Below are 244 nucleotides of genomic sequence, written 5' to 3'. Positions count from 1 at the left end.
TGCAGGACTTCGAGCGTGCCGGCCGTGATGCGCAACTCCACCGGCTCACCCACCAGGGCGTGGGGCACCGAGTAGTAGTGGCCATCGAGCTCAACGTGGTAATCGATGTTGACGCGGGCGGGTTTGAAGCGCGCGATGGGCATGCGCACCGGCGGCAGGGGGCGCAGGGCTGGCCGGTCGAGTTCGGCGAAGGCGCTGGTGCGGTTGCCCGGCAGCTTCTTGAACGCGCGCTGGTTCAAGTCCA

1 pseudogene is annotated in these 244 nt (G+C 67.6%); it reads right to left on the bottom strand.

What is annotated here, in order from left to right:
- Positions 1-244: pseudogene (locus OX89_RS08935) on the bottom strand (IS21 family transposase); the annotation flags it as partial.

This window comes from Diaphorobacter sp. J5-51 (genome assembly GCF_001023515.1).
GTDB classification, from domain to species: Bacteria; Pseudomonadota; Gammaproteobacteria; order Burkholderiales; family Burkholderiaceae_C; genus Diaphorobacter; species Diaphorobacter nitroreducens.
This window is presented reverse-complemented; position numbering and strand designations above follow the sequence as displayed.